25 protein-coding genes are annotated in these 23,568 nt (G+C 44.4%); 7 read left to right on the top strand and 18 right to left on the bottom strand.

Annotated features, from left to right (window positions below):
- Together CN378_RS07515 and CN378_RS07520 are read right to left on the bottom strand one after the other, a co-directional pair.
- Nucleotides 1-2,745, bottom strand: a complete 2,745-nt coding sequence (locus CN378_RS07515) for a GTP-binding protein (protein WP_098351273.1) — start codon at nt 2,743-2,745, stop codon at nt 1-3.
- 245 nt (nt 2,746-2,990) lie between these two features.
- Nucleotides 2,991-4,181 carry an MFS transporter gene (locus CN378_RS07520; RefSeq protein ID WP_098351274.1) on the bottom strand — a complete coding sequence of 397 codons (1,191 nt, stop codon included), beginning with the start codon at nt 4,179-4,181 and terminating at the stop codon, nt 2,991-2,993.
- A gap of 543 nt (nt 4,182-4,724) precedes the next feature.
- On the opposite strand from CN378_RS07520, the gene pxpB reads away from it, so the two are divergent.
- The 3 genes from pxpB (at nt 4,725) to CN378_RS07535 (ending at nt 7,666) form a co-directional block, all read left to right on the top strand.
- Nucleotides 4,725-5,444, top strand: coding sequence for a 5-oxoprolinase subunit PxpB (gene pxpB, locus CN378_RS07525; protein WP_098351275.1), 720 nt, complete (start codon nt 4,725-4,727; stop codon nt 5,442-5,444).
- The gene (locus tag CN378_RS07530) at nt 5,441-6,445 is read left to right on the top strand and encodes a 5-oxoprolinase subunit C family protein (RefSeq protein ID WP_098351276.1); all 1,005 of its coding nucleotides are present in this window, start codon (nt 5,441-5,443) and stop codon (nt 6,443-6,445) included. Before pxpB ends, CN378_RS07530 begins: the two co-directional genes overlap by 4 nt.
- Nucleotides 6,446-6,523: 78 nt before the next feature.
- A complete protein-coding gene (locus CN378_RS07535; protein ID WP_179884845.1) occupies nt 6,524-7,666 on the top strand; it encodes an NRAMP family divalent metal transporter in 1,143 nt (380 codons plus the stop codon).
- Nucleotides 7,667-7,709: 43 nt separating this feature from the next.
- Here the strand turns inward: CN378_RS07535 and CN378_RS07540 are convergent, their stop codons facing one another.
- The 4 genes from CN378_RS07540 to CN378_RS07555 all read right to left on the bottom strand — a co-directional run bounded on the left by CN378_RS07540 (nt 7,710) and on the right by CN378_RS07555 (nt 9,690).
- Entirely contained in the window at nt 7,710-7,916 is a 207-nt protein-coding gene (locus CN378_RS07540) for a hypothetical protein (protein WP_098351278.1), read from the bottom strand.
- A gap of 169 nt (nt 7,917-8,085) precedes the next feature.
- A complete protein-coding gene (locus tag CN378_RS07545; RefSeq protein WP_098351279.1) occupies nt 8,086-8,283 on the bottom strand; it encodes a YwbE family protein in 198 nt (65 codons plus the stop codon).
- 43 nt (nt 8,284-8,326) lie between these two features.
- Complete coding sequence (locus CN378_RS07550; RefSeq protein WP_098351280.1) at nt 8,327-8,557, bottom strand: excisionase family DNA-binding protein; 231 nt, start codon at nt 8,555-8,557, stop codon at nt 8,327-8,329.
- Between the two features lie 143 nt (nt 8,558-8,700).
- A complete protein-coding gene (locus tag CN378_RS07555; RefSeq protein ID WP_098351281.1) occupies nt 8,701-9,690 on the bottom strand; it encodes a spermine/spermidine synthase domain-containing protein in 990 nt (329 codons plus the stop codon).
- A 264-nt stretch (nt 9,691-9,954) separates the two neighbouring features.
- Between CN378_RS07555 and speD the strand changes: the two genes are divergently transcribed.
- Together speD and CN378_RS07565 are read left to right on the top strand one after the other, a co-directional pair.
- Nucleotides 9,955-10,332, top strand: a complete 378-nt coding sequence (gene speD, locus CN378_RS07560; protein ID WP_098351282.1) for an adenosylmethionine decarboxylase — start codon at nt 9,955-9,957, stop codon at nt 10,330-10,332.
- A gap of 18 nt (nt 10,333-10,350) precedes the next feature.
- Complete coding sequence (locus CN378_RS07565) at nt 10,351-11,610, top strand: S-adenosylmethionine decarboxylase related protein (RefSeq protein ID WP_098351283.1); 1,260 nt, start codon at nt 10,351-10,353, stop codon at nt 11,608-11,610.
- A gap of 25 nt (nt 11,611-11,635) precedes the next feature.
- Here CN378_RS07565 and rlmD read toward each other — a convergent pair whose 3' ends face one another.
- The 3 genes from rlmD to CN378_RS07580 all read right to left on the bottom strand — a co-directional run bounded on the left by rlmD (nt 11,636) and on the right by CN378_RS07580 (nt 13,825).
- On the bottom strand, nt 11,636-13,012 hold the full coding sequence (gene rlmD, locus CN378_RS07570) for a 23S rRNA (uracil(1939)-C(5))-methyltransferase RlmD (protein ID WP_098351284.1): 1,377 nt from the start codon (nt 13,010-13,012) through the stop codon (nt 11,636-11,638).
- Nucleotides 13,013-13,148: 136 nt separating this feature from the next.
- The gene (locus CN378_RS07575) at nt 13,149-13,520 is read right to left on the bottom strand and encodes a hypothetical protein (protein WP_098351285.1); all 372 of its coding nucleotides are present in this window, start codon (nt 13,518-13,520) and stop codon (nt 13,149-13,151) included.
- Nucleotides 13,520-13,825: an antibiotic biosynthesis monooxygenase family protein gene (locus CN378_RS07580; protein WP_098351286.1), complete on the bottom strand. Its 306-nt coding sequence runs from the start codon at nt 13,823-13,825 to the stop codon at nt 13,520-13,522. The genes CN378_RS07575 and CN378_RS07580 overlap by 1 nt, the downstream gene beginning before the upstream one ends.
- A gap of 255 nt (nt 13,826-14,080) precedes the next feature.
- On the opposite strand from CN378_RS07580, the gene CN378_RS07585 reads away from it, so the two are divergent.
- Nucleotides 14,081-14,431 carry a hypothetical protein gene (locus CN378_RS07585; protein WP_098351287.1) on the top strand — a complete coding sequence of 117 codons (351 nt, stop codon included), beginning with the start codon at nt 14,081-14,083 and terminating at the stop codon, nt 14,429-14,431.
- A gap of 55 nt (nt 14,432-14,486) precedes the next feature.
- On the opposite strand, the gene CN378_RS07590 is transcribed toward CN378_RS07585, so the two are convergent.
- The 7 genes from CN378_RS07590 to CN378_RS07615 form a co-directional block, all read right to left on the bottom strand.
- Nucleotides 14,487-15,401, bottom strand: coding sequence for a diacylglycerol kinase (locus CN378_RS07590; protein WP_098351288.1), 915 nt, complete (start codon nt 15,399-15,401; stop codon nt 14,487-14,489).
- A 391-nt stretch (nt 15,402-15,792) separates the two neighbouring features.
- Nucleotides 15,793-16,590, bottom strand: coding sequence for an arylamine N-acetyltransferase (locus CN378_RS07595; protein ID WP_257141065.1), 798 nt, complete (start codon nt 16,588-16,590; stop codon nt 15,793-15,795).
- A 14-nt stretch (nt 16,591-16,604) separates the two neighbouring features.
- Nucleotides 16,605-17,384: a class I SAM-dependent methyltransferase gene (locus CN378_RS07600; RefSeq protein WP_098351289.1), complete on the bottom strand. Its 780-nt coding sequence runs from the start codon at nt 17,382-17,384 to the stop codon at nt 16,605-16,607.
- A 355-nt stretch (nt 17,385-17,739) separates the two neighbouring features.
- On the bottom strand, nt 17,740-18,120 hold the full coding sequence (locus tag CN378_RS07605; protein WP_098351290.1) for a helix-turn-helix domain-containing protein: 381 nt from the start codon (nt 18,118-18,120) through the stop codon (nt 17,740-17,742).
- 193 nt (nt 18,121-18,313) lie between these two features.
- Entirely contained in the window at nt 18,314-18,880 is a 567-nt protein-coding gene (locus CN378_RS07610) for a thioredoxin family protein (protein ID WP_098351291.1), read from the bottom strand.
- Nucleotides 18,881-19,282: 402 nt separating this feature from the next.
- On the bottom strand, nt 19,283-19,447 hold the full coding sequence (locus CN378_RS22570; RefSeq protein WP_179884839.1) for a hypothetical protein: 165 nt from the start codon (nt 19,445-19,447) through the stop codon (nt 19,283-19,285).
- Nucleotides 19,413-19,841: a DUF4257 domain-containing protein gene (locus tag CN378_RS07615; RefSeq protein ID WP_098351292.1), complete on the bottom strand. Its 429-nt coding sequence runs from the start codon at nt 19,839-19,841 to the stop codon at nt 19,413-19,415. The genes CN378_RS22570 and CN378_RS07615 overlap by 35 nt, the downstream gene beginning before the upstream one ends.
- Before the next feature lie 101 nt (nt 19,842-19,942).
- On the opposite strand from CN378_RS07615, the gene CN378_RS22575 reads away from it, so the two are divergent.
- The gene (locus tag CN378_RS22575) at nt 19,943-20,098 is read left to right on the top strand and encodes a hypothetical protein (protein WP_179884840.1); all 156 of its coding nucleotides are present in this window, start codon (nt 19,943-19,945) and stop codon (nt 20,096-20,098) included.
- 89 nt (nt 20,099-20,187) lie between these two features.
- Here the strand turns inward: CN378_RS22575 and CN378_RS07620 are convergent, their stop codons facing one another.
- Both CN378_RS07620 and gatB read right to left on the bottom strand, forming a co-directional pair.
- Nucleotides 20,188-21,816: a M4 family metallopeptidase gene (locus CN378_RS07620; RefSeq protein ID WP_483295065.1), complete on the bottom strand. Its 1,629-nt coding sequence runs from the start codon at nt 21,814-21,816 to the stop codon at nt 20,188-20,190.
- Nucleotides 21,817-22,132: 316 nt separating this feature from the next.
- Nucleotides 22,133-23,563, bottom strand: a complete 1,431-nt coding sequence (gatB, locus tag CN378_RS07625) for an Asp-tRNA(Asn)/Glu-tRNA(Gln) amidotransferase subunit GatB (RefSeq protein ID WP_098351294.1) — start codon at nt 23,561-23,563, stop codon at nt 22,133-22,135.
- Between the last annotated feature and the right edge of the window lie 5 nt (nt 23,564-23,568).

The following is a 23,568-nucleotide window of genomic DNA, read 5'->3' on the forward strand; positions in this document are numbered from 1 at the left end:
TTAAGAATAAAGATGTGAAGCGTTGTAAGCTGCTTTCACCATGTACTCGTGCTGAAGGAGCTTCACTTCGAACAGGGTAATCGGATCGAAATATCGTTCAGGATGGGCTTTCATCTTCTTCAATGATTCCTGATCGGCTGCAATGTCCGTTTCCGTATCTTTGATTGTTACGTCCATTTGCTTGAACGGCTCCGCAAAGAAGGAATGAACATCCTGCTCCAGAGACTTCTCAAACAAATCAAATTGAAGGAAGAATTTATGGACAACGGATTCCGTGATATCCCGATAGTCTTCGTTCTCTAAATAGCGCTTGTACTGATTGTACAATAACGACTTATTCTGAGGCAGTACCCCGAGAATCTTACCGGCACTCTTCAAGAGGAATTGAGCCGGTTTGAATCGCAAAAGGATGTTCTCTTTATCGATCTGTGCCCTCGTCCCCATTCTGCCCACGTCCCGGCGCCAATCATCCAGCACTTGAAAGTCACATTCCAAGACGACTTTATCTTTACCAAAGAGACCGTTAAAGGTTTCACTCATTTCATTCAAGTAGTTCTGGCTGTCCTGAAGCTCTTGCTTTGAAAAGGCGAGCCAATCCTCGAGGGATGTTACATAACGAGGCATGAGGTCCTCCTGGATATACTCTTGAATCCGGGTATTCATCGCATCATTCAATTCCATGTGAATCTGTTTAAAGTCACTGTCCTCGCTGATCAATTCCGAACAACCACTAAGGATGGCAGGGATTTTCTCATAGATTTCCTTCTTCATGGCTTCTTTCTTTTTATGGAAAGAGTCCTTAATGATGGAGACCTTCTCGCTTTGCATGTCCCCCAAGTAGTTCTCGAAGCCATTTAATCGTGTCAGGATATCTTCATTCTTCTCGATCGTCTCTTTCAAGTCATTTTCACGATTCTTACGTTTGGCATATAGATCCCTTAACGTTTTTCTTACTAAATAGAATAGTTTGCTTCCTCTCTCCGCCTTAAGGGAACCTGTCTTCACCATATACTGCTCCTTGAGGAACGCCTCTACATCTTTCCGTTGAAGATGAACGGCTTCCAGGGATGAATAAGGCAGCACCTCTGCGTCAGGGAACCATTCCCGGGCTTTGTTCCGTGCAGATTCAATGATTTCCTCGGTACGATCGGTATGGGATACTTTGTCCATTTTATTCAATAAGAAATGAACGTTCACAGGCTGTCCGATCTCAGTTAATTTTCTTAAGGTCTGACGGTCTTCTGCATTAAACGGTGAATCGGCATTCAAGACATACAGCAATCCATCGGCTGCAGGATAAAAGGCCGTCAGATCATCCAGCTGTCTCTTTCCTGTTTGAACGTCGATGACGGCCGTTCCGTTTTTCTTCAGGAACTCAGATGGAAGCTTATACTCGACAAATGCTTCCCGCTGCATCAGCTCTTCAAAATCAGCGATGCTTTCCACATGATGCACGCCTTGATCGTGAATCTCCTTCACTTCCACCTGCTGATCATGATAGCTGTAGATGATGGTGGAATCTTCAGCTTCTCCCACACTCTCACCCAGAACGGATTGAACAAAGGAAGATTTCCCGCTTGAGGCACTTCCTGCGATTAATAGATGGTGTTCACTCAGATCCATTAACTGCTCTGCGATCCATTGGGTTTTGTAGCCTACAGGCGCCTCATTCCGTTCCGACCACTCGATGATTTTCTTCAGGAACAGGACGATGTCTTCAAAACGCGCCTGATAGGCGTCACCTTCTATCAGGATCAGTTCCGCTTCTTCCGTCACCATCGGTTCGATGCTGTAAGAAAACACATCGTTCCAGGCCAGTACCGCGGCTGCCGGGAACAGCGGCTGGTGGTCCCTGCTCACTTTCAACCAGTTGGTGAGCATAGTTGGCATGAAGCCTTCAAGGTTTTTCACAAGGTAGTCACCTTCCAGGAACCCGATGTATGCTTCCTGGAATTGGGCAAGGATATCCTGCCACGATTCATTCGGTAGAACTTCAACATATTCAAAAATTGTATTGACCGTCAGCATCCATTCAAGATGGGCAGCCGGGTCGCTTCTATAACTGGTCCAAAGGGCAGATACCAGATCCTTAAATTGTTTACGGTCTTTTTCATAAACGGTGATCAACAGATCGTAGAAATAATCCGGTGCAAAGGATCTTGTGTAACCTTGGTCCGCGTACTCCCTCAAGATCATGAACCAGGCAGGCTCCTTGGTGCGGATCGACTCCTGCACCGCTAATTCGACAGCTTTATTCGAGTCCCCCTGCTCCTCATAAAATGTCCTGGTAAGCTCAGTGACGTTTGGATAATCGGGTTCAATCGATAATGCTTTCTCGATCGTGCGATACGCAGACTGGATTTTGTTCCGTTCAATGTACAGGGAAAACAGCTGAAGGGCCACCTCCATGGTCAGGATTGTACTTTCCGATTGGATGGCGGTGTATACGTCCTCCGCTGAAGACAGCATCCCTAACTCATAGTAGGAATCCGCGATGTTCTTCTTCCCCCATGGCTCCAATTCGTTCAGGATGCTCTCCCATTTGAAGATCGCTGCTTCATAGTCCCTGCTGTGAAAGTAAACCTCCCCTTGTGCATAGCGAATGTACGTTAAATCATATGGTTCATTTTGCTGTTCTTCGACAAATGCCTGTCCAAGTACATCTATTGGATGACGGGTTGTATTCTGATCTACTAAAAAAGTTCGATAAAATGACTTCTCCATCAGTAATTTTTCTTCTGTCATAATGTCCTCCGTTATATGTGGATCCCCTTCCCGGGAACCTCACAGACTTGTCTATTTCTCTCATTCTAACAGAATTTCATAGGGATAAGATTTCATTTCCTTTTCATTTTCTGATTGATACTTTCTGCTGTGATTCAATGGAATCACTTCCATTACAGAAGAAAGGACTATCCGTTACGAAAGGCTTTGACGCCCTTCTAAAACAGATAGTCCTTTATACTTACCACCATTATTCATCCATGAAACTATGCGGAAGTCTGATGGACCAGCTTTTTTTGTTTACGGCCTTCAAGGATGGCCACCACAAGAGCAATAAGCAGGAACAGGCTCGAAATCTGGAATAAAACCCCCGTCTCGACATACTGAGCCAGTACTCCGAATACTAAGCCGCTTAACCCGATACCAAGATCGATGGATGAAAAGAACATCCCATTCGCCACTCCCCTTCTATGATCGGGGGTCATGGACAGGGTCCAGGACTGGAGGGTCGGGATAAGTGAACCGAATCCAACTCCAAATAAAACTCCGGATACGACGATCAGGAGATCAGAATGAGCATAGGATAGCACCCACATCCCGATGAAAGTGACCGAGATGCAGAATAGCACAAGCCCCTTAGGTCCCCGCTCATCAAACCACTTTCCTGCAATCGGCCTTGAAAGGGAGGCCATGATTGCGTTACACAAATAGAATAAGAAGATATGCTGAATGCCACGCTCTTCCCCGAAGATGACGATGAAGGTCACGATCGACCCATATCCAAATGTCACCATGATGGTAATGAAAGCCGGGAACCAGCTGGATTTCTCGACTAATGAGCCGAGATAAGAAAATTTCAAGTCTTCCTTTTTTGTTTCTTTGACCACTTGAGGCGTCTGGTAATGCACGATGCCCAACAAAATGATCGCAATCACACCAAGTACACTGGAAGTGATGATCAAATTCGTAAAGGTCGTCACCTGGAATAAATAGATTCCGAGACTGGGCGCAATGATCATCCCGATCGTAATCGACAAGCCATAATACCCCATCCCTTCACCCAAACGGGATTTAGGCACCACATCCACCGCGGCCGTTCCGTTGACCGTTGTCGACCAGCCCCAGGCAAGTCCGTGGACAAAACGGAATAATAAGAAGATAACGACCACACTGGATAATGGATAGATCACCGTGATCGCCAGTAGCGAGATGACACCGATCAGAACAAGGGGCTTCCTGTCCCTGTACTCCAGCATAAACCCGATGAACGGGCGGCTTAACACAGCCCCTATAGAAAACAACGTCGTCACCAATCCAATCTCAAGCCCCGAGGCCCCGATCGATTTAATATAAGGCGGAAGCGTCGGTATCAACATCTGAAACGACATAAATACAAACAAATTCCCCACCATCAACATAATAAAAGACCTCGTCCATAAAGGATCCTTCACCTTCATGAAAAAACCTCCCTTCCCATCTATCACATTTCATTATTTAATGAAGATATTATTTCGGATTACTAAATAATAGCACACAAAACACATTTGCGATACGATTTAAAACAACGGAATTATGTAAGTTTCTGACAAAATGTGAGAAGTTCTATTCCTTGAATGAATGCGTTTAAAATCATTATTATGAGGAAAATTATTCTTAACCGTTTTTGGCTCATTCCGGGGGTAGAAGGACAACCGAAAGAGCCAATGAATTTGCTCCTTTCGGTTGCCCTTCTACCCCCGGCCTTTCAGCTTAAGCTGAAAGGCGTGTGAAACGTACGTTTCACACGAATGAGCCAAAAAACGAATACAGTCACATTAGGTTCAAAGTCTTAATCTCACCCAAACCATCCGCTATTTCCCAACCTTTTATTGAAAACACAAAGAATTATACTATAATAACAACATAGCCGAAATTTCTGAATTATCTTATTTGCGCGGCCACTCATACATAATTATTTCCAAGCATTAATAATCATACAAAACAAGAATGGAGGTAGTCCTTTGAATTATACAATAAGGCCATCAGGCGATCACGCGGTCGTGATCCAATTAGGAAGCTCAATACAGCAAGAAACGCACGAACGAGTGAAAGCGGTAACAAACCTATTCGAAAATCAAACACCCGACTGGCTTGTGGAATTCGTCCCTGCCTTTACGACTGTCACACTCTATTATGACCCGATAAAAATCATTGAAGCTCATAGACCCTTCCAGAATACGTTACCCTATACAGTCGTCTGTTCAGAAATCGAACACATGCTTTCTCACTTGACGCTGGCAGAAAAAGCAGATGCCCGAATCATCGACATCCCCGTCTGCTACGGTGGAGAATTCGGACCGGACCTTGAAGAAGTGGCCGACCATCACCAGATATCTGTTGAGAAAGTCATTGAGAAGCACAGGAACGGTGACTATCTCGTCTACATGATAGGCTTCGCACCCGGGTTCCCATATATCGGAGGAATGTCACCGGAAATCGCCACCCCACGAAAGAAATCACCACGCTTGAAAATACCGGCTGGCTCAGTGGGAATCGCAGGGGAACAAACCGGGGTATATCCCATTGAAACACCTGGTGGATGGCAGTTGATCGGACGCACGCCTTTAAACCTATTCAGACCTGATCATGACGACTCCCCAAGCTTACTCAAAGCGGGAGACCGGATCCGTTTCAAGCCGATCTCACTTGAAGAATATAAAGCATTGGAGGAGGAACAATGATTCATGTCATCAAACCCGGCCTCCTTTCGACCATTCAGGATTTAGGAAGGTACGGGTATCAAAAATATGGTGTCATCGTAAGCGGAAGCATGGATCCACTGGCTCACAAAATTTCGAACCTTCTTGTCGGCAATGAAGTGGACGAGGCTGTCCTTGAAATTACATTGATGGGCCCGGTCCTTAAATTCGAGGAAACCACCCTTATTTCGATCTGTGGAGGAGATCTTACTCCGACTATTGATGGGAAACCCGTTCCCTTAAGGAGATCACTGTTGATCAAAGCCGGCAGTGTCCTTAAATTCGGGACATGCACAAACGGGTGCCGCAGTTACCTGGCAGTTGCAGGCGGTTTTAACGTGGAAACCGTCATGAACAGTAAATCCACCTATGTAAGGGCCGGCATCGGAGGGTTGGATGGTCGTCCCCTTCAGCCAGGCGATACCCTGGAAACAGGAACGATTACCAAAGAATCCGCCAATATGATCGACTATTTACTTCCCTATTTAGAACACAGTGATTTCACAGAGATTGATTGGTCGATATCATCTGAATTCATCTCGTCCTATCAGCAGAAGAAAGTCATTCGAGTGATCCCGGGAACGGAATATGATTTATTTTCAGAAGAAAGCCGCCAACAATTTTTCACTGAATCCTTTAAGGTTTCTTCCCAATCAGACCGAATGGGTTACCGCCTGGAAGGTCCGTCCCTAAAGCTTCAGGACGAATTCGATTTGATATCGGAAGCGGTGGTCTTCGGGACGATCCAGGTTCCGTCGGATGGTAAGCCGATCATTCTCCTGGCAGATCGTCAAACGACAGGGGGCTATCCGAGGATAGGATTTATTGCTTCGGTTGACCTTCCCCTCATTGCTCAAACAAAGCCTGGGGAAGAGATCACCTTCACGATGGTCTCCCATGAAGAGGCTCAGGAACTGTACATAGACCGTGAACGCCAATTAAGCCATTTAAAGCAAGGTATTGCTTTGAAATTCAACTCTTAATATAACCCAGACAGCAAAGGAGCGAATCATTTGAAGAAAAAATCGAATTTCAGTCTTTTATTAGGAGCAGCCTTCCTGATGGCGACATCCGCCATCGGGCCAGGTTTCCTGACTCAAACAACCGTCTTTACCGAGCAGCTTGCTGCAAGCTTTGGTTTTGTCATTTTAGTTTCCATTCTCATCGATATCGGTGCCCAGCTGAATATCTGGCGCATCATAGCCATTTCTGAAAAAAGGGCTCAGGATATCGCCAACGATGTCCTGCCAGGATTGGGCTACTTCCTTGCCATCCTCATCGTTGCAGGTGGCCTGGCCTTTAACATCGGAAATATCGCCGGGGCGGGACTGGGTACGAATGTCCTGTTTGGCATTTCACCTGAAATGGGAGCATTATTCAGCGGAATTGTCGCTGTCGGGATCTTCCTTGTAAAAGAAGCGGGAAGACTAATGGATAAGTTCGCCCAGGTCCTTGGATTTTTAATGATCATTCTTACGGTTTACGTCATGTTTACTGCGAATCCACCTGTGGGGGAAGCCGTGACGAAAACATTCGCTCCCGACACCATTGATTTTCTCGCCATCATTACCCTGGTCGGCGGGACCGTCGGCGGGTATATCACCTTTGCCGGGGGACATCGATTATTGGAGGCTGGAATAACCGGGAAACAGGCCCTTCCGGAAATCACAAAAAGCTCCGTATCAGCCATCGGTATTGCCTCCATCATGCGGATCTTTCTATTTCTTGCCGCTTTAGGAATCGTCGCACAAGGATTTACATTGGATCCAAAGAATCCTCCTGCATCCGTATTCCAGCTGGCAGCCGGCGATATCGGCTACAAAATGTTCGGGATTGTCATGTGGTCTGCCGCTGTATCATCGGTTGTAGGTGCCGCCTATACGTCGGTATCTTTCATCAGGACGTTCAGTCCTCTATTGGAAAAGTATCATAAGTGGTTAATCGTCGGTTTTATCACAATTTCCACCCTTGTTTTCGTAGTTGTCGGAAAGCCTGTTGCCATTTTGATCCTGGTCGGGTCCCTTAATGGATTAATCCTCCCGATCGCCTTGGGCGTCATGCTGATCGCTGCACATAAATCAAAAATCGTCGGTGATTACAAACACCCGATTTGGATGACCATATTCGGAGTGCTGATTGTAGTCGCCATGTCTTATATGGGAGTGTACTCGTTGATTAAGGGTATTCCTCAGTTATTTAGTTAGAGAAAAGACCTCGATCCCTTTATGAGATCGAGGTCTTTTCGTGTCAGCTTGTGTGACAATCGGGTGCACAATGCCTGCATCCATTCACATTATCAAAGGTTTCTCTTGCTTTTTCAATGGCGCTCGAGCAGCTTGAATGGCCACCCAGCTCCAAGAGATTCTTCTCAAATGGCATGAAGTCACACCCCTCCATATGCACCTCGTGTTCCCCGCTTGACTGTTGATTTTGATTTACATAAAACTGAGCCATTTTTATCTCCTCCTCTTATAGTTGTGACGGTATCTTTCCTCAATGGGTATATTTCCCTTTTAAGAGATGGTGAAACATGGGGATGTGTTTTCATGAAGGGAATGCTATGGTAAGCAGGATATTGTACCTGATACCTCGCTGAATCAAAAAAAGAGACCGGACAGGCCTCTTATTTCTGGATAATATTCTTCACCCGGCCAACCTGTCCATCAGCTAATCGGACTTTGATGCCGTGTGGGTGATTCGGTGAATTCGTCAAAATGTCTTTAACAATCCCCCGAGTCAGTTTGTCTGTTCGCTGGTCTTTTTTCAGGACGATGTCCACTTCAAGACCCGGTTTAATATTGGAACGCTGTTGTCCGCTCATTTGTATCCTCCATTTCTTCAGTTGATTTCTGGAACATCAAGGACTAATCTTCGTCCTTCACATCGATATCTTCAGGGATCGGCTCACTTAAATATTCAGCGAGCTGCCGTTTCATTTTTTCCATTTGCTCCAAATGCTGATTGAACTGATCCCGGTATAGTAAATATTGTTCGCCATCATGAACTGCCCGGATTTTCTTTTGCTGAACGAGGTTTTCAATGTACGATTCAGGCAGGGACAGATATTCAGCTGTTTCTTTAATGGTGAGATACATTGGCTTAAATCCTCACTTTTCTTGGCTTGTACAAGTCGCTTTACCATAGTCTATCATACTTTACCTTCACGTTTTTTTCAAAACCTGTCTTCATCATTCTTCCATACCGCTCTTCCCCTTTCCGATATGGAAGAATCATACTATCAGGCATTTTCTTCATTGAAGATGGTGTGGAGGTTCAAGTTTCTCTGTGAATTGACGGATGCCCGTTTTTTATAGTGCAGGTAATCGGGTTGAAATTCGAATAAACTTCTCATTTCGGCAGGCAGGGTTCTATGGAAACCATTCCTTTTTGTGAAGCGACGGGACAACCGCTTTTTAGACGCAAGGGTGAATCCCCAATCCCCGAACGAAGGGATGATCGTGTGATACTGATCTGTGTAAAAGCCCGCTCTTTCAAACGTTAATCCAATGCTCCAAAATACCGTTGGTGCTGCGTCTAACGCATTCGATTGGCAAACGATCAATCCGGCAGCACTCAGTGAGTCGTATAACTCCTCAAATAATTCGACTGTATATAAACCGGCAAGCAGCTCATTCGAAGGATCCGGAAAATCAATGATGATCAGATCATACACTTTTCTATTACTCTTCACAAATACCCTGGCATCTTTAATATAGGTACTGACCCTCTTGTCAAAAAAAGCCCGTTCATTCAGATTCACTAACTCCTGATTTTCAGAAGCGAGCTCAACCATTTTCGAATCAATATCAACCAGATCGATCGTCCTCACTTCTTGATATTTAAGGATCTCCCGGAGAGCAAGCCCATCCCCTCCTCCTAATACCAGCACCGATTGAACACTTCCGGTCAAAGCAAAAGGAATATGAACGAATGCCTCATGATAGATCCGCTCGTCCACTGAGCTGAATTGTAATTGACCATTTAAATACAGCCTTATATCCTCTGTGCATAGCAAGTGGATATCCTGAAACTTGCTCTGCCCTTGATAAAGGTTGGTATGATCACCAGCTAAAATCTCCTTTAACCCGACCCGGTCCCATTCATCCCCGGAGGAATCCACCCGTTCAATGTCCCTTTTGATCTTCATATGATTCCTGCGATTCCCTTCCCCATCGTTCAGTGGACCGAATTGATCAGCCAGCCAAGGCTCATTTTTTCTTCTACTCATCTTGAATCCTCCAATTCTTGAAAAAATCCCAAGTCGAAATAGTGTATTATCCCTTTACACCATAAGTTCTTTTAAACGCGAATCTACTAATAATTGATGCATCCGCCTATTTTAATACCCCAGTCCATGTCATCTGTCCTCACGGGATTATATCATCATAATGATACTGTGGATTTTTCTCTGATATGACAGATAGCCGGTCCAACCGGATGAGAGAGAACATAGTCTGATAGTAACTAGATTAATCACAAAGGAGAGGTAGAGTTGGAGTATAGTACTTCAGGGACACATATCATCGCTGACCTATGGGGAGTGGAATTTGAGAAATTAAATGATCCTTCTTATCTGGAAAATCAGTTGAAAATAGCCGCCAAGAAAAGTGGTGCCACTATGCTTTCATGTGACAGCCAAGCCTTCGAACCTTTCGGAGCAACAGTTTTCGTCGTTTTATCCGAAAGCCACCTTTCCATTCACACGTATCCTGAAAAGGGGTTTGCCGCCGTAGATGGGTATACGTGCGGGGAAACCATTGACCCCATGGATGCGGTTCTTTATTTGATATCCGTTTTGCAGCCACAAAAACAAGAGCTGATTAAACTCACGAGAGGTGAAGGGAAATTAGAAGTAAAAAAGATTTCATAATGAAAGGATGAAGGAAACGTGTTAAAAGCTAAAACGATTGTGACGATTATTGGAAGTGCAGGGGGTGTCGGAAAATCCATTCTTTCGATTCTTAACAAATCTGCACAGGATAAAAACGATCCCATCCATTATCTAATCCGTGATGCGGAAATCTATTTGATCGACCACAACCAAAAAGAAGACCACTATTATTCCACTCTATTCCCCCATCTATACGACCAATTCCATATTCTCCACTTCGACCTTCACGACCTCCCCCTCTTCCGAAACCATCTAAAGGATTCTAAGACGTCGATTGTCCTGGATGTGTCATGGGCGGATACTGTAGAGATGCTTCATTGTTGCAATGAACTGGGGGTACAATACGTAAATACCGCTTTAGAAAATAAAATGGTAGATGATAATGAGGAAGAATATGAGGGATTCCCCCTGATGGAACGACTACGTATTTTTGAAGAAAACAAATCAACTTACACGAATATGAAAGGGGTTGTATGCTCTGGAATGAATCCGGGCGTGGTTCAGTGGATGGCCATTGAAAGAATGAAGGACTCTGAAGAACTTCCCCTTGCGTGCTACATTGTAGAGCATGATACCTCTTTCTTTAAGGACATTTCTATAGCACAGGAGCAGTGCGTCTATACCACCTGGTCCCCTGAATGTTTCCTGGATGAGGCCATTTTGAGCTATCCGATGATGATGAAAGAGAAGACGCCTCTTTTTCTTTATGAGGATGTATATGGTTTGGAATTCAACGTGACCCTTGGCGAAGTGACATTCAATGGCTGTTTGATGCCCCATGAAGAAGTTTACACTTTATGCAGGAGGTTCAATATGGAAGGAGGATTTCTGTATAAAGTGAACGACCACACGACGACGCTCATCCGGGATAACCTGGACGATGTGGATAAGATTTGGGAATATCCCATGGAAACGCTCGATCCCAGCAAGCACGCTTTAATCGGGAAAGATTTAGTAGGTGTTCTGCTTGTTTACAAAGATAGGGAGCTGTACATGTATAATGAGCTCAGTAATGAGGAGATTTATGGAACCTATCAAACGAACGCTACCTACTTCCAAGTGGCCTGCGGGATTTATGCCGGTTTCGCCTCCCTTCTCCTGGATGATCTGCCGATCGGAGTGAAATATGTTGACGAGCTGTTGTCAGAAACCGGGAGCCGCTATGGTGAATATGTCCAATACTATATGAAAGACTTCGTCCTCGGAGAGAACACTACCACAGATGGATTATTGTTAAACCGAATGAAAAAAATGTAGAGGCAGGTGACCTCTACATTTTTTCTTATTCCACTAATTCAATCCTCGCGACTGCCTCACAGTGCATCGTCTGCGGGAACATATCAACGGGTTGAACTTCTGTTGCTTTATAACCCCCATCTTCCAGGATTCTAAGGTCACGGGCCAGTGTTGCAGGGTTACAGGACACATAGACGACCCGTTTAGGCTTCATGGAAAGGATTGTGTCGAGAAGTGCTTCATCGCAGCCCTTTCTCGGGGGATCCACGACCAGGACATCCGCTTTGATCCCTTTTTTATACCAATCGGGGATGACCACTTCTGCAGGCCCAGCTTGGAATTCTACATTCGTCATATCATTCAACGCAGCATTTTGCTTTGCGTCTTCAATCGCCTGAGGGACAATTTCGACCCCGTACACCTTCTTTGCCTTTTGGGCAAGGAACAAGGAAATCGTTCCAATCCCACAGTACGCATCAATGACCGTTTCTTCTCCTTGTAAATCCGCATATTCCAATGCTTTATCATAAAGCACTTTCGTCTGCTCGGGGTTCACCTGATAGAATGATCTTGCAGAAATCGCGAACTTCACGTCTCCGATATTGTCATGGATCACTTCTTCACCCCATAGGACGCGGGTGGTGTCTCCCATGATTACGTTGGTTCTTTTCGGATTCACATTATGAACGATTGATTTTAATCCTTCAATATTCTCAACAAGCGCTTCGATGATCGCTTTCTTGTGAGGAAGCTCAGGCGTCCGCGTGACCAACACCACCATCACCTCACCCGTCGTATACGCCGTCCGGGTCATAATATGACGCAGTGTTCCTTTATGGTTCTTTTCATCATAAGGACGGACCTCAAGCTTCTCACATATATCCTTCACATGCTGAATCACTTCATCGTTTTTTTCATATTGAATGATGCATTTATCCATATCGATGATTTCATGACTGCGCTTCTGATAGAACCCGGCTACGAAACGCCCGTCCTTTTCCCTTACAGGGACCTGGGCCTTATTGCGGTAGCGCCATGGTTCTTCCATTCCAAGGACCGGGTGCACGCTGACATCATGAAGTTTACCTATACGCTGCAAGACGTCACGGACATTCTTTTCTTTGGCTTTCAGTTGACCTTCATAGGTCATATGCTGGATTTGACATCCTCCGCATTCCTTGTATATCGGACATGGGGGTTCTTGACGATACGGACTTTCCTTCGTGCGTTCTGTCAGTTTCCCGAATCCATACCCTTTACTCGTTTTCACGACCTTGACCTGACCTTCTTCACCTGGAAGTGCATTCGGAACGAATAATGGGTATCCATCCACCTTTGTGACACCATTTCCGTCGTGGGTCAGATCCTCAAATACGGCTTCATCTATATAATCATTTTTTTGAACGGGTGCTTTTTTACTCACGTATATCTTCCTTTACGAATTCCTTTTTAAGACTCTACTGATTGTACCATAAATGAAGGGAGGGAATGAAATGGAGAGAGGTCCGTCCCTCTCAGTGTAAAAAAGCACCGAACACAAGGGTCCGATGCTTTCGTTTTCATGTTGAAGGGAGATTTTCTCTGTCTGCGGTACGGATGGATTCGATTGCCTGTTTCAGATAAAGCTCGAAGGTTTCACCCTTTTCAACATCGGTCTCCTCGAGGGATTCCATGATACAGTTAAAATTATCAATGAGGTGATCTGATTTCATCCCCCTGCTGACCAATACACTGTTCAGCCATAGGGCATAATCGGAAAATACCTTCGCTTCCCCTACCTCTGCAGCGGACTCCAGATAATTGAAGTGATGGATATTATCCTCGTAACACTTCTTTCTTCCGGCTTCCCCGAACTTTTCGTCCAATTCAGGGTAGCGCTTGTACAACTTTTCAACTGCTAGATCTATGACATTTTTATACTTATTGTCCATTAATACGCCACCACTTTGTAACGATCGATGGATGGAATGATAGATGCCAGCTCTTGATCAGGGTATTTCTTTTCCAGATCATGAATGCGCTTATAGTCTTCACTCTTCACCCAGGTCATAAAGTGCTCCTTCGCATCCCATTCCATATGGACCGTGATCTCTCCAGGTTTTTTTTCATTTTGTAAGAGAAGGAATCTCTGAAATCCTTCTGCCTCGTCTACCAGACCTGAACGGGAATGGTAGATTGAAATCACTTCTTCCGCCTTTTCATCGGGAACTACAAATGTTGAATGTACGATATACATTGAATTCACCCTTCCAGTGGCACATTGTCCGTCTGCTTTTTATTCACTGTAACATACTCATTCCGCGTCGGGAAATACAAAATTTAACAGGATCATATATTTTTCACCTTCATAAGACAATGGATTCAGAGATTAAACAGATTCATGCAATTTTTCATTTTACTAGATAGGTTGTTAAAACTTACCGCGTTTTATCCGATGCAGAAAGGGTAGAATGGTATGTGCAACAATTCCAGAAAGAGAAGGTAGATAAATATGAACCCAGACTTCTTAGTAAACCTTATCCTTGTAGGGAATGTTTTCCTTGGAGTGTTATTCGCTCTCAAGTCAAGAAGGTGGTGGCTACCCTATATATTGATCGGACTCACCTTTTTGACCTTGACCTTTGGATTTGGGATATCCCTGGTGCTGAATAAAGAATCGATTCTCGCTTATTTATTTGTATTCGTGGTGGGGCAACTGATATGGGTTTTTGCGTTTGTCATCATTGCCCATATTTTATCCTGGATTGTCCGGAAGGTTCCTTTCCGTCATAAGCAGCAGATCGGCTGGGGCTTTTTGATCGGATTCCCTTTGATTTTCACTGTGTTTTTAATCGTGAACTAAAGAAACCAATAGATAAAAAAAGGAATGCCGTAACCGAAGCGGCATTCCTTTTTCATTATTCGGCTTTATCTTCAGGGCGGATCTTATCCAGTGGAACGAATACCTGCAGGTGACGGTACAAATTCTCGAATTCGGCCGGGAGGACTCCTCCAAGCTCTCCGTCTACATTGAGTTGCACTTTTTCTTTCGCCTTGATTTTGATCCGGTTGGCCTGGGTGTAAATGACGTTCGGATCGTTTACATGTTCACCCCGAACAGCCAGGGACGCAATGCGGATAAATTCAGCCAGATTCGTTTTCTTCAGAATCAGGAGTGAAAATAAGCCGTCATTGATGGAAGCATCCGGAGCCAATTTCTCAAAGCCTCCGACCGAATTGGTCAGTCCTATGAGAAAGAGCATGGCTTCCCCTTCAAACAGCTTTCCATCATACTCGATTGATACATCAGTTGGTTTGATGGACGGAAGCATTTCGATGCCCTTCAGATAATAGGCCAGCTGTCCCATCATCGTTTTAAGCTTACTCGGTACTTCATACGTCAATTCCGTGATTCTTCCCCCACCGGCGATATTGATGAAATAGCGTTCATTCATGCGTCCGATATCGACCGGGATGGTTTCACCCTTCGTGATGACATCAATGGCAGAGCCGATATCCTTGGGAATGTGAAGGGCCCTGGCGAAGTCATTCGTGGTCCCCATCGGAACGATTCCAAGCTTTGGTCTGTAGTCCTGTTCGGCTAATCCGTTGACGACTTCATTTAACGTCCCATCGCCGCCTGCAGCGACAACGATATCATATTTTCGTTCAACAGCGATCCGTGCAGCCTCTGTCGCATCCCCTTCGCAAATGGTTGCGTGAACAGAGGTTTCATACCCTGCCTGCTCCAACTTCATTAATACTTCCGCAAGATGCTTTTTAAAAAGCTCCCGGCCAGAAGTAGGATTGTATATAATTCGTGCTCGTTTCATACCCATCATCCTAATCTGTATTAATTCACAAAACTCGTCCATTTATATACCATCTTTTAACATCATATACCAATTTGATTTATTCATGCAAAATATGTTCAAAAGGCAGGATTATTCAAATCGTCCACCGGTCAATATCATACCTCTTTTCCATGGAAAAATCTAATGAAATATGAAGTTTCTCAAGGAGGAAACCGCTTTTTCCTCCTTACTGTTACAAAAAATACATAAATCGCAGTCAGCTTGCTAAAAACACATAAGATGTTTTAAATGGAGATTTGACAGGCGAATTTCACATCTCTTTTTTATTTATTTTTATGATGAAGAAGCCTTGAATAAACCAGTCCAAACCAAAAAACCATCCGGAATATCACCATGATATTCTGGACGGCTATGGGAACAGCTTTATATTCCGTTTTTGTAAAAACTGGATGGATTCTTCAAGGGACTTCATATCAAAATGATAGACTTCCCCAATGATGTCTTTCCATTTATCCATATCCTTCATTTGATATTCACGGATATTCCGGTAGGTCATCACCTTCAACGTCTCGTTACGGAGGAAGTAACACTGGTTGCCCTGGAAGCGGACGGCCGTGATTCTCCTCATGGTGATGTTTTCATCGGAATCGAGGTAGGATGCCTGTATATCGGTCGCCAATTCTTCTTCCTCAAGCGGTACCCACTCGATTGTCTTTTTCACAAAGGACTTCCCATTTGAACGGCGATCGACTTCAAACTCGCGGATGTCCTTCTGGGTGAATATGATTTCCTCACCAAATCCGTGAAGAAGATGCCGCTGTCTCGCCTCGAGTTCGACGGGTTTCATGATCGGGGAACCATACCCCACATCCACATAGAGCTTTCGGTTATCAATCGAGATCATCAATCCAAGATGACCCGGATTCACCCTCACAAATTGACATTGGAAACCTAATTTTTTCAACAGCCTTCCAAAGTTGATGTTTAAGGTGAAGCAGGTTCCTCCCCACCCTTTCAGGTGGAGGTTTTCTGCAAAGGTCTCCAACGAGGGCACGAAGGATTCGCCCTCGGAGAAATAGTAGAATTTACTGAATGTCTCATACGGAATCCGTATCAGATGCTGCTGAATCAGCCGCTGTAAGTAGTTCAACGTAGGAGGCTCTATATCCATATTTAAATAGTTTACATAGTTCTTGACTGCTTCCAATCCGATCACTCTTTCTACTTTTTCATCAGGCAGACGGTAAACTGGTGCTGAAGAGTAAACTCATGGAGAGAATCGTAACGTCTGGATAAGAAGGTATGTAATGATTGCAGCAATCCTTCTTTCTCTGTATCATCCAAATGAGTAAGCGGGAAAAGGGACCCTACGCGCTCGCACCAGGACTTTAAGGTAAAATCCACCATATAGGTGAATGTATAGAAATCTTTTATTGCAAAACCGGCTTGCTGCCATTCTAACAACCATTGAACCGGAAATCCATTCACTTGATTGCCTGGATCGGCTTTTGCTTCCGGGGGTGTCATGTCGATATATTCATGTAAAAACGTCATCGTATCCTTGACTACTTCCTGTGTCTGGAGGAAGCTTGAATCGCTTACAATGAACGTTCCTTTATCCTTCAATATCCGCTTCATTTCACTTATTGCTCTCGGACGATCGAACAAGTGCCAGCTTCTGTGGATGATGGTGATATCATAGTATTGATCCGGAAGATTCGTTGATTCGGCTGTACCAGTCAGATAAGGGATCTCCAAGTATTGTTTGCTCTCCAATGCCTTGGCTGCTTTCCTCAGGTCAATAGAAGGTTCGACACCGATCACCTCGGCTCCACGCTTATGAAGCTTTCTTGTCAGGGCTCCGGTACCTGAACCAATTTCAGCCACTTTCCTTCCTTCCCACACAATTCCTCTTACCTTCAACGTATCAAAAAACTGATGCGGAATATCATCACAAGACGCAGCGTAACGGGAGGTCACATTACCAAAATTCACTTCCATTCACTCTCTTCCCCTATCATAATTGATTTTCACTCTACTGAACGTTACGATTTCATGTCAACTCAATCACAACCAAATCCGCCTCCACCAACAACCCTTCCTACATACTACATTCTGTATCCCAATCCGAAACTCCTGCCGAGGGACGGACCTCACTGCACTTTATATCGTCATAATGAGTCAACCCTTAAATACTCGTTCACTTTAAGAAATTATCCTATTTCAGCTGGGGATAAACCTTATTGGAAATTATATTTCTATCATTTAACAGGGGAATTTGCGAGTGAAACAGAGGTCCGTCCCTCAAACCAAAAAAAACGGTCATGTGACATGACCGTTTGGTGTGTGGTGTTCTTTAGTTGTTGGCTCCAGCTGCGATCCGCTTTACGTTTTGTTCGGCGGTTTTGGTGAGGTCTGGAGTGAATCCGTTTTTCATTCGTTGATTTTCCTCAGTGAAGTAGTCCTGGACTTCCTGGTCGAATTCTATTTCAATAAGATCACGAATGTCTGTAATTCTAAGGGCGATCATGATGGATACAAGATGAGCCACTGTTAAGGATTTCTTCTTGAAATTCACTAGCTCATTGATCGTAGCCACCCTTAAGCCTGTTAAGCGGTGAAGATCGCCTTGTGTCAATCCTCGTTCACGCAGGATCTCTCCCAATTTAATGTGAATTTTATGGGGAAATTTATTTAGCGCTTCTATTACAATTGTGTTTGTCTTTTGGTGAATCATGATGCTTCAACTCCTCATCCTATATCATATTAACGCGAATAAAGCCATTCGTGAACCGGCAATAAATACCATCACTTCGGGTACTTTTTACCAGTTCATTTTGAGTGCAGGAGTGAAGCATCATATACCTGAGAAAAGAAGATCCCCCTCATGGGAGGTCCGGGACCGGTAACCGTCCTTCGATTCTAACGTTTTACATCAATATATTTTGGACCAGACTCGTTTTCAAGCTTTCATACACTTCCAGCCAGACCCCTTTGTCCTTTGTGTATTGAGACGTCAGGCGCTGGATCATCTCTTTCTGCTTTTCAGGGAAAAGCTCATGATCCTTTGGGGGAAGCTTTGCCCGTTCATCATCCACGATTTTCTTTACCATTGGCGCCCTTGGACCCCATACAAGCTTTTCTTTACCTTCTTGATCGATAAAAATGAAGATCGGGATGGCTCTCGACGTTCCATTGGTTAAATATTGATCCATCAGTTCCAGGTTTTCATCCCGCAGAATCATCCGGACGTCCACGTTTGCTGCCTCCGCGACTTTAAGCAGGATCGGGATATTCAGCATGGCATCCCCACACCAATCCTCTGTGATCGCAATCACCCGTAAAGATTGTTCTCCAAGTCGATTCAACACTTCTACGTCTTCTTGGGGAACCCGGAAGCTCTTTCGGATGGTTTCTGTATTTTCTTTATGAACACTCATATATTCTATGTATTCTTCAGGTGTCATTCCTTTATCGAACCATTGATTTAAGTTCATTCTTCTTCCTCCTCCAGTGGTTCCAGCGAAACACTGCATACATTTCTCGGAAATTCTCTCTCTAGCATATTCATGTTTCTCTTATTCCACAAGAGAAATCTCCTTATCATTCTAATCAAATTTCAATTGTACGATTATGCCTGTAGGAATATAATATAAGAAAAGCCACTTCGTGAACAGGTCCGAATGAACTGCTCCCCCGCTGATACGCTTCCATTAAAAAAAGGAATAGCTCCGGCGCTACTCCTCAACCATTTTTCCAGAGGGGGTGGAAATAGGTACGAAAGGAAAGAGAATGATCTTTCCCTGACAGAAAAAAAAGCTGACTCAATTGTCAGTTTCATCCTCGCATTTTTTGGTTAAAATAAAAGGTTATAGGACGACTCTTTCCATTGAACCATCTTAGACATCCTGTGATTTCTCAATTATTTTTGCCACTTTATTGTAGTAGTAGTTCAGCTCGACTAGGCTATCTGCCTCCTTCAGTCTCTTTAGATAGTGGTTCGCTTTTTCATAGTCTTCTGGTGGCAGTTCAACCTTGATTCTTTTTTTCTTCCACTTCGCCAACAGGTTTCACCTCATTATGGTTTGTAGATCCTCCCTTAGAGGTCGGTTCGAGCTGATAATGAGATAGCTCTTGAATATAGGATGCTTTGGTACTTGCTAAATTCTGTTCGATTTTTCTCGTGATAACGGAACTTCCCCCGATTCCTGATAATAAACTAATGTAGATCACATACCAGATCGGTACTGTATCGACTACCGGTAACACGGACAGATACCCTGCCAGGACCCCTATGATAATATCCTTCGTTGAGCCAAAAAGATAATGTTTCTCACCCTGATCATCAATAAATTTTCGTGGAAAAGTGAAATGACCATTTTTGAAAACCAGAATATGTCCTAAGCCTCCAATACCACCCATCAACATTGGCAACAAGATCACTTCGAATAAGGACATTCTATCCACCCTCTGGAATCATTTACTATTATTATATATTATTTACAGAAAATTCAGAATAGATAATTGGACGCAATTTTGTCCACTAAAGGAGCGCCATTATGAGAAAAATTGTGATGAAAGTCTCGTCAGTCGACAAACTTCGATTTCAAAATTATATGATGCAGTTAAAAAGGGCTGAATCAAAAGTTGAAGCCGATACGTATTATCGCTTAGCCAAACAGATCCTGGAGAAGGCAAAAAGGAAGCAAATGTGACGACTTTTATCATGGTCTTCACGTGAAAAAATTCATCACAAAAAAAGAAGAGCCATTACAGCCCTTCTCCTTATCTTGCATCAATCCATTCAGTTTACGCCTACCGCATTATACGCAGCATTGACGCTTGCCACCTCGGCACTTCCTGCACCATATAAATCCGTAGCCGCCTGTACAGCCGCTGATCGAAGCTGGCTGAAGTTCGAGGATGGTGTTAAATATTGTGTAAGGGCACGGTAGTAAATCTTACCGGTCTTATCCGTTCCGATCCCCGTCACCTTGACACCGTAATGTGTGCCGCCTTGACTTAACAGGTACGCCGCCTTGTTTCCGATTCCGCTGTTGATGTGAACTCCGCCGTTATCCTGTGTTCCCGTGTATCTTACCGAATAGTGGTCTGGATCCCCGTATTTGGCCGGATCAGACATGGAGCGAAGCGCATCCCCACTCTTAGTTGGGGTATAAATGTCTTCCCCGATCTCCCAATCCGGATTGTTATTGGCATCATATTCTACTAATGTACCAAAAATATCGGACATGGATTCATTGATGGCCCCTGATTCATTTTGATAGATGAGGTCGGCAGTTGTATCCGTTACCGCATGCGTCAGCTCATGGGCAATGACATCCAGTCCTCCTGATAACGAAATGAACGTCGATCCATCTCCATCACCGTATACCATCTGTTGTCCATTCCAAAATGCGTTATTATAGTTTCTGCCGTAATGGACAGTCGACTTCAGTGCTGCCCCATTGCCGTCATAGCTATTGCGATTATGTGTATTCTTATAATAATCATACGTCGTTCCTGCGTAATAATGTGCATCTACAGCTGCTGCGTCGTAGCTGGCATTGAACACATTATCGCTATCCGCCCACAGTGAACCTGGAAGACGCGTGCGGTTTGACGCGTCATATGTGAAAATGCCATTTCCTCTGGTGCGATCTTGTAAATAATAAATAGAGGAAGATAGATACGTATTCAGTGACTTCGTATCTCCTAATACGCCTTTACCAGAACCGACAGTGTCCGTCCCTCCAACGGCTCCTCCTCCGCCGCCAGGTTTACCTGCTCCGTTATTTGCTTCATGGATTTCATTCACTTTACCCAGAACGTCGCCTGTGACAGCATCCACGAAATAATTCCAGTTCCCCGGTTCCGGTGCAAGGAAATTATAGTTTACGAGATACGCATAATGTGCTTCGCCATTTTTCACATAGATCACTGAGTCGGATTTCGGGGCGTATTCATAATCCGGCTGGCTGCCTACTGCCTGCACCAAATCCTTTTCACCTGTTGCAACGGCTTCTTTTTTAGATATTTTTTTGCTTTGTTTCAGATTCTGTCTATCATCCAGGTTCGCAATCGTCGCTCCCGACAATGCCGTCAGAACTCCCTCTTTGTTTACATGAGCTGTCAGAACAGCTCCGTAAACAGGGGTCCCCTTATATACTTGCTGGATGCGAAGGTATGTAAATCCTAAGTCATCTTTCTGCTTTTCTTTTACTTGGAAGGATAATTTTGCATCACCTTTAAATTTGAACATCTTTTGTTTTTCCGTTAAGTAGTCAAATACAATCGTTTCCGGAGCCTTTGAAGACGCCTTCGTCAATTGACCGGATATGAATTGGGGAGTTCCCAACTGTGAATTGAAATTCACCTTCTCACTCACCCCAGAAGCACCAAACGCCTCCGAAGCCAATACCGGACTCATCATCAACCCTGCAGTCAATCCTAATGCAACGACTTTCTTCTTCAATTACAACACCTCTTTATAAGAATTTTCTAACTATTTAAAACATTAAATATACTATAGTACAAGCACAACCCTTAACGAACGAGCCTAAAGACCCAGATTTCCACTTTTTCAACCTCGGGTTAAACGGCCTATACAAAACAGGCCAAAATCGCTCAAATCAGGAAAACTTGAACTAAAAAGAGGGACGGACCTTGAATTTTTTCAAGGTCCGTCCCTAAAACCAAAAAAAGGCCCCTGAAAACAACTTGTTTTCAGGGGGCTTTCTTATCACGTATTAGCGTTTCTGAATTTCTTGAAGCAATAATTTGTTTACAAGCGGCGGGTTGGCCTGACCTTTCGTCGCTTTCATGATTTGGCCGACAAGGAAGCCGATGGCACGGTCTTTCCCGTTCTTGTAGTCTTCGATGGATTGTGGATTCGCGTCAAGCGTCTCTGTCACAATCTTCAATAAGGCACCTTCGTCAGAGATTTGAACGAGACCCTTATCTTTCACGATTTGTTCTGGATCGCCGCCGTTTTCAACCAGCTCTTTGAACACTTTCTTCGCAATCTTGGAAGAAATCGTTCCTTTTTCGATCAGCTCGATCATGCCCGCAAGTCCTTGAGGAGTCAGCTTGACATCTTCCAGTTCTTTCTGTTGTGCATTCAGGTATGCCGAAACTTCACCCATCAGCCAGTTGGAGGCAAGCTTTGCATCTGCACCCGCCTCAACGGTTTCCTGGAAGAAATCAGACATTTCTTTTGTCAGTGTCAGAACCATGGCATCATACGCAGGCAAGCCCAGCTCTTCTACATAGCGCTTTTTACGCTCATCCGGAAGCTCGGGGATCTCTGCACGAATGCGGTCCATCCACTCTTGATCGATGTGGAGGTTCAATAAATCCGGTTCAGGGAAGTAACGATAATCATCCGATCCTTCTTTGACACGCATAAGGATCGTTTTACCCGTTGATTCATCGAAACGAAGGGTCTCCTGCTGAATCATGCCCCCGGATAGCAGTACCTTCTCCTGACGTACGATTTCATACTCCAATCCTTTTTTAACAAAGTTAAAGGAGTTCAGGTTTTTAAGCTCTGCTTTCGTACCGAACTTCTCCTGACCGATTGGACGGAGGGAAATGTTGGCGTCACAGCGAAGCGATCCTTCTTCCATCTTACAGTCGGAAACTCCTGTGTATTGGATGATGGATTTCAGCTTCTCTAGATACGCGTATGCTTCTTCCGGTGTACGGATGTCCGGCTCAGATACGATCTCGATCAGTGGAGTTCCCTGGCGGTTATAGTCGACAAGGGAATAGCCGTCACCTGAGTGAGTCAGTTTCCCTGCATCCTCTTCCAGGTGAAGTCGGGTGATCCCGATCCGTTTCTTCTCACCATTCACTTCGATCTCGATCCAGCCGTTCTCACCGATCGGCTTGTCAAATTGAGAAATTTGGTAGGCTTTCGGGTTATCCGGATAGAAATAGTTTTTCCGGTCAAACTTCGTATCCGTTGCGATCTCACAGTTCAATGCGATGGCGGCTTTCATTCCGAACTCAATGGCACGCTTGTTAACGACTGGAAGTACACCAGGATACCCAAGGTCGATTACATTTGTGTTCGTGTTTGGCTCCGCTCCGAAATGGTTCGGTGCCGGAGAGAACATCTTACTGTCCGTTTTTAATTCTACGTGGACTTCTAGTCCGATTACTGGTTCAAAGTTCATTGATT

Source organism: Bacillus sp. AFS015802 (assembly GCF_002561455.1).
In the GTDB taxonomy this organism is placed as follows: Bacteria; Bacillota; Bacilli; order Bacillales; family Bacillaceae_B; genus Rossellomorea.